Source organism: Micromonospora sp. S4605, from assembly GCF_003176715.1.
Taxonomy (GTDB): Bacteria; Actinomycetota; Actinomycetes; order Mycobacteriales; family Micromonosporaceae; genus Micromonospora; species Micromonospora echinaurantiaca.
In genome coordinates, this window is record NZ_QGSW01000400.1 from 1 (window position 1) to 5,559 (window position 5,559).

Annotated in this window: 6 protein-coding genes; 3 read left to right on the plus strand and 3 right to left on the minus strand. The window is 75.4% G+C overall.

Features of this window, described 5'->3' with window-relative positions; all coding sequences use genetic code 11:
- Positions 1 to 68: 68 nt before the first annotated feature.
- Together DLJ47_RS32060 and DLJ47_RS32065 are read left to right on the plus strand one after the other, a co-directional pair.
- Positions 69 to 296: a thioredoxin reductase gene (locus tag DLJ47_RS32060; protein WP_088992437.1), complete on the plus strand. Its 228-nt coding sequence runs from the start codon at positions 69 to 71 to the stop codon at positions 294 to 296.
- Positions 293 to 1,054, plus strand: coding sequence for a pirin family protein (locus tag DLJ47_RS32065; protein ID WP_109905676.1), 762 nt, complete (start codon positions 293 to 295; stop codon positions 1,052 to 1,054). The genes DLJ47_RS32060 and DLJ47_RS32065 overlap by 4 nt, the downstream gene beginning before the upstream one ends.
- Positions 1,055 to 1,172: 118 nt before the next feature.
- Here the strand turns inward: DLJ47_RS32065 and gndA are convergent, their stop codons facing one another.
- Complete coding sequence (gene gndA, locus DLJ47_RS32070) at positions 1,173 to 2,618, minus strand: NADP-dependent phosphogluconate dehydrogenase (protein WP_109905684.1); 1,446 nt, start codon at positions 2,616 to 2,618, stop codon at positions 1,173 to 1,175.
- 398 nt (positions 2,619 to 3,016) lie between these two features.
- Between gndA and DLJ47_RS32075 the strand changes: the two genes are divergently transcribed.
- Positions 3,017 to 3,259, plus strand: a complete 243-nt coding sequence (locus DLJ47_RS32075) for a hypothetical protein (RefSeq protein WP_109905678.1) — start codon at positions 3,017 to 3,019, stop codon at positions 3,257 to 3,259.
- Between the two features lie 79 nt (positions 3,260 to 3,338).
- Here DLJ47_RS32075 and DLJ47_RS32080 read toward each other — a convergent pair whose 3' ends face one another.
- Together DLJ47_RS32080 and DLJ47_RS32085 are read right to left on the minus strand one after the other, a co-directional pair.
- Positions 3,339 to 4,139 carry an energy-coupling factor transporter transmembrane component T family protein gene (locus tag DLJ47_RS32080; RefSeq protein ID WP_109905680.1) on the minus strand — a complete coding sequence of 267 codons (801 nt, stop codon included), beginning with the start codon at positions 4,137 to 4,139 and terminating at the stop codon, positions 3,339 to 3,341.
- 64 nt (positions 4,140 to 4,203) lie between these two features.
- On the minus strand, positions 4,204 to 5,559 hold a 1,356-nt coding region (locus DLJ47_RS32085), incomplete at its 5' end, for an ABC transporter ATP-binding protein (protein WP_233258137.1).

Here is a 5,559-nt window from a genome sequence, read left to right on the forward strand (position 1 = left end):
GGGCATGGCGGTGCCTAGGATCGGAGCCGGGGGTACGCCCCGGACCGCGCCGAGCCTCGGGGGTGGGGATGCGGGATCTCCGGTACAAGATGATCATGGCGCTGAACGCCGCCGACCTCGGTGACCCGATCTGCGAGCAGGTGGCCGAGATCTGCGCCGAGATCGCCGAGCAGCACTGCGCTGAGTTCGGCCACACGCCCCGGCTGCGCGCGGGCGAGATCGCCGAGCTGGCCACCGGGGAGCCGGCTCTGACCTGGGCCCCCGCGCCCACCGACACCGGGCAGCGTGCCTGGTGACCCTGCCCGTTCCAGGGGTGGACGTACGGCGCGCCGACGACCGCTTCGCCACCCGGATCTCCTGGCTCGACTCGAAGCACTCCTTCTCGTTCTCCCGGCACTACGACCCGGCGAACACCCACCACGGCCTGCTGCTGGTCAACAACGACGACGTGGTCCGGCCGGGCACCGGCTTCGAGACCCACCCGCACCAGGACATGGAGATCGTCACCTGGGTGCTGCGCGGGTCGCTGGTGCACCAGGACTCCACCGGGCACTCCGGGGTGATCTATCCCGGGCTGGCCCAGCGGATGAGCGCCGGCACCGGGATCCTGCACTCGGAGAAGAACGACTCCTGGCGGCTCGACGGCCGCGATCCGCACACCGACCCGGTCCACTTCGTCCAGATGTGGGTGCTGCCCGACACCGAGGGCGTCGACCCCGGCTACGAGCAGCTGGAGATCGACGACCAGTTGCTGCGCGGCGGCCTGGTGCCGGTGGCCTCCGGCATGGACCGGTACGACGGGGCGTCGGCGATCCGGATCCGCAACCGGTACGCGACCCTGCACGCCGCGCGCCTCCAGCCGGGCGACGAGGTGATCCTGCCGGACGCGCCCTTCGTGCACCTCTACGTGCCGGCGGGCGCGGTGACCCTGGAGGGCAGCGGCCCGCTCGGCACCGGCGACGCCGCCCGGCTCACCGGCACCGGCGGCCAGCGGGTCACCGCCACCGACCCGGCCGAGATCCTGGTCTGGGAGATGCACGCCACCATCGCCTGACCCCCGCGACACCCCGGCCACGCTCGTTCCCGGAAAGAATGGCTGTCCGCCGCGGAACAGCCACTCCTTGCGGGAACGAGGCCGAAGCCGCGCGGGGCGGGGGCGCGGGGCGGGGCGGTCAGGCCTCCAGTTCGGAGCGGTCGCCGGCCCAGCGGGTGTGGAAGGTGCCGTCGCGGTCGACGCGGTGGTAGGTGTGTGCGCCGAAGTTGTCCCGCAGGCCCTGGATCAGCGCGGCGGGCAGCCGCTCGGCGCGCAGCGCGTCGAAGTACGCCAGCGAGGAGGCGAACGCCGGCGCCGGCACCCCGGCCCGGGCCGCCTCGGCCACCACCCGCCGCCAGCTCGGCACGCCGTCGTTGACGGTGTCCGCGAACCAGGGCGCGACCAGCAGCGTGGGCAGGTCCGGCTGCTCGTCGTACGCCTGCCGGATGCGGTCCAGGAAGCGGGCCCGGATGATGCAGCCGCCCCGCCAGATGGTCGCCGTGCCGCCCAGGTCGATGCCCCAGTCGTACTCCCGGCTGCCGGCGCGGATCTGGTCGAAGCCCTGAGCGTACGCGACGATCTTGCTGGCCAGCAGCGCCCGCCGGACGTCCTCGACGAACGCGTCCCGGTCGGTGACCTGCCACTTCTTCTCGCCGGCGTCCGGGAACGCCCGGCGGGCCGCCGCCCGCTGGTCGGCGTGCCCGGACAGCGACCGGGCGAAGGTCGCCTCGGCGATGCCGGTGATCGGGATGCCCAGGTCGAGGGCGCTCTGCACGGTCCACCGGCCGGTGCCCTTCTGCTCGGCCCGGTCCAGCACGATGTCGACGAACGCCCGCCCGGTGGCCGCGTCGCGGTGCCCCAGCACGTCGGCGGTGATCTCGATGAGGAACGACTCCAACTCACCGGCGTTCCACTCGCGGAAGATCTCCGCGAGCTCCGCCGGCTCCGCGCCCAGCCCGGCCCGCAGCAGGTCGTACGCCTCGGCGATGAGCTGCATGTCGGCGTACTCGATGCCGTTGTGCACCATCTTCACGAAGTGCCCGGCGCCGTCCGGGCCGATGTGCCGGCAGCACGGCACCCCGTCCACCTGGGCCGCGATCTTCTCGAAGATCGGCCCGAGCTTGCGGTAGGACTCGGCGGAGCCGCCGGGCATGATGCTCGGCCCGCGCAGCGCGCCCTCCTCGCCGCCGGAAACGCCGGTGCCGACGAAGTGCAGCCCGTGGCCGCGCAACGCCACCTCCCGGCGTCGGGTGTCGGCGAAGTGCGCGTTGCCGCAGTCCACCACGATGTCGCCGGCGTCCAGCAGCGGGATCAACTCGTCGATCACCGCGTCGGTGGGGCCGCCCGCCTTGACCATCACGATCACCGCCCGGGGGCGCTCCAGCGCGGCGACGAAGTCGGCCATCGACTCGGCCGGCACGAACGTGCCCTCGTCGCCGTGTTCCGCGACCAGGCTGCGGGTGCGCTCCGGCGAGCGGTTGTGCAGCGCCACGGTGAAGCCGTTGCGGGCCAGGTTGCGGGCCAGGTTCCGGCCCATCACCGCCAGCCCGGTCACCCCGATCTGTGCCGTCGCCTGCTCGGCCATCCGTCCGTCACCTTCCGCCGTCGACACCTGCCGCTGCGACCGTATCGCGGCCTCGACCGCCGGCGCGCCGAACATCGACAGGGGGTGAGCGTGGAGTAGCGGCGCGTCGGGTCCGACAGTCGTCGGTAATTCGGCTGCGCGCGTCCGGGTGGGGGCGTTACCGTGTGGCCATGCGCAAGTGACGCCCCACCTCCGAGCCGGCCCGCCGCCCTTGCCGCGGGTCCGCGTGCTCCCGGGCGTCCGCATTCCCCACCTGCCGCTGCGCGGTGGTGTCCTCCGTGGTCGGTCCCGGCGAGCAGTCCCGAATCCGTACCGTCGCCCGACGGTCACCTGACGAGCCGGATCGTCCGCCCGCGTCCAGCGCCGGCCGGAACGGTCCGCAGACAAGGAGGCACCGGATGCCCGCCAAGCGCAATCCGAAGAAGACCCGCAGCAACCTGCCCACGCCGTCGGCCGCGGACCTGACGCCGGTCAACCTCGACCAGGTGGCGGTCGCGCCGGTGTCGCCGGCCGGTCCGGTGCTGCCGGCCGCCCGGCCCATCGCCCCGAAGGCCGGTCCGCCGATCGCCGGCGGCGGCAAGGCGGCCGGCCGCACCCAGCGGGCCGGGCAGACCCGCCGGTACGCCTTCCGGCGCAGCTGACCGGCGGCCCGGGGTGGAGGCGCCGCCGCCCACCGGCGGTGGCTCCGCCACCCGGCGTGGCCCCACCCGGCGTGGCCGCTCAGCCGATCAGCGGGCGGAAGGTGCCGAGCAGCACGCTGACCGTCAGGGCCGCGCCGGCCACCGCCGCCGCCCCGGCGATCAGCAGGCCGTCGGCGGCGCCGAACCGCTGCCGGCGGGCGACCGTGCGGGGGGTGCCCGCGTCGAAGCCCCGGGCGTCCATCGCCACCGCCAGCCGGGTGCCCCGCCGGATCGCCCCGACCAGCAGCGCGAACGCGGTCGAGCCGAAGAGCCGCAGCTTGGCCAGCGGGTTCCGACCGGCGTCGACCCCGCGGGCCCGGCGGGCCAGGCTGATCATCTGCCACTCCTGACCGAGCAGCGGCACCAGCCGGAACGCGGCCAACGCTCCGATGGCGAACCGGGCCGGCGCCTTCGCGTTCTGGATCAGCGCGTCGGCCAGGTCGGTCGGGTCGGTGGTGGCGAAGACGATCACGCCCGGCAGCGCCACCGCGAACATCCGCAGCACCAGGCCCAGCGCGGTGAGCAGCACCCCGGAGGTGACCACCGCCGGGCCGGCCTCCACCAGCACCCGGCCGGACCGCTCGGCGGCGAAGAGCACCAGGGTGGACAGGATGCCGACCGCGCCCAGCAGCAGCGGCCAGGCCCGCCGGGCCAGCACCCGGAACCGGACCCCGAACAGCGGCAGCACGGCCAGTTCGACGGCGACCGCGATGGCCGGCGCCACCGGGTCCAGGGTGGCGATCATGATGAACGAGAAGACCAGGGCCGCGGTCAGCTTGGCCACCGGGTTGCGCCGGGCCAGCGGGGCGTCCGGCGCGGCGACCGGCTCCAGCGTGATCACGGGCGGTCCAGGGTGCGCGGTCGGTCGGACCGGACGTCCGGTGCGGGGTTGGGGCGTGAGCTGGTCATGCGCGACCCAGGGTGAGGGTCCGGTCGGCCAGCGCGGCGACGAACTCCGGGTCGTGGGTCACGGTGACCACGCCGTGCCCGGCGTCGCGCAGCTCGGCGAAGAGGTCCACCAGCTCCAGCCAGGTCCGCCGGTCCTGGCCGAAGGTGGGTTCGTCGCAGATCAGCAGCCGGGGCGCGGTGGCCAGGGCGGTAGCGACGCTCAGCCGCCGCGCCTCGCCGCCGGAGAGGGTGTACGGGTTGGCGGCGGCCAGCCGATCCAGCCGGAGCCGGCCGAGCAGCGCCGCCACGGTGGCGCGTACGGCGGGTTCGGGTGACCCGGTCCGACGCGGCCCCAGCGCCAGCTCGTCGAAGACCGTGCCGGTGACGAACTGGTGCTCGGGATCCTGGAAGACCGAGCCGATCCGGCGGGCCAGCGCCGGGGCGCGCCACCGGTGCGGGGGAGTGCGGGCGTCCGGGCCGGCCAGCGCCGGGCTCGCGGTCACCGTGCCGGCGCCGGGCCGGAGCAGCCCGCCGAGCAGCAGGGCCAGGGTCGACTTGCCGGCCCCGTTGGGGCCCAGCACGGCGAGCGCCTCGCCGGCGCGTACCCCGAGGTCGGTGGGGGCCAGCCGGGGCGGCAGGCCGAGCCGGTCGGCGGTGAGCAGCAGGTCGCCGGCCGGGGCGACGGCCCGGCGCGGCGGCACAAGGCGGCCCGGCACCCAGACCCCCTCGGCGGCGAGCGCGTCGCCGTGCGCGCCGAACACCGCCTCCGGGGTGCCGTCGGCGCGCACGCCGCCGCCGGGTTCCAGCACCACCACCCGGTCGACCAGCGGCAGCGCGTCGGCCACCCGGTGTTCCACCAGGATCAGCGTGGTGTCGGCGTCCAGCGCCCCGGCGACCGCGTCCCGGACCAGCGCGGCGCCGGCCGGGTCGAGGTTGGCGGTGGGTTCGTCGAGCAGCAGCAGGCCCGGGCGCAGGGCGAGCACCCCGGCCAGGGCGAGGCGCTGCTGCTCGCCGCCGGAGAGCGCGGCGGTGGGCCGGTCCCGGTGGTACGGGAAGCCGACCCGGCGCAGCGCCTCGTCCACCCGGGGCCAGATCTCCCCGGCGGGCACCCCCCGGTTCTCCAGCCCGAAGGCGACGTCGTCGCCGCTGCGGGCCATCACCAGTTGGCTCTCCGGGTCCTGGAAGACGATGCCGACCCGTTCCCGGCCCTTGCGCGGGTCGAGCCCGTCGATCTCGACGGTGCCCTCCTGCTCGCCGGAGTCCTCGGGCTGCAGGCCGGCCAGCGCGGCGAGCAGCGTGCTCTTGCCGGCCCCCGAGGGCCCGAGCAGCAGCACCCGCTCCCCGCTCTCCACCCGCAGGTCGACCCCCCGCAC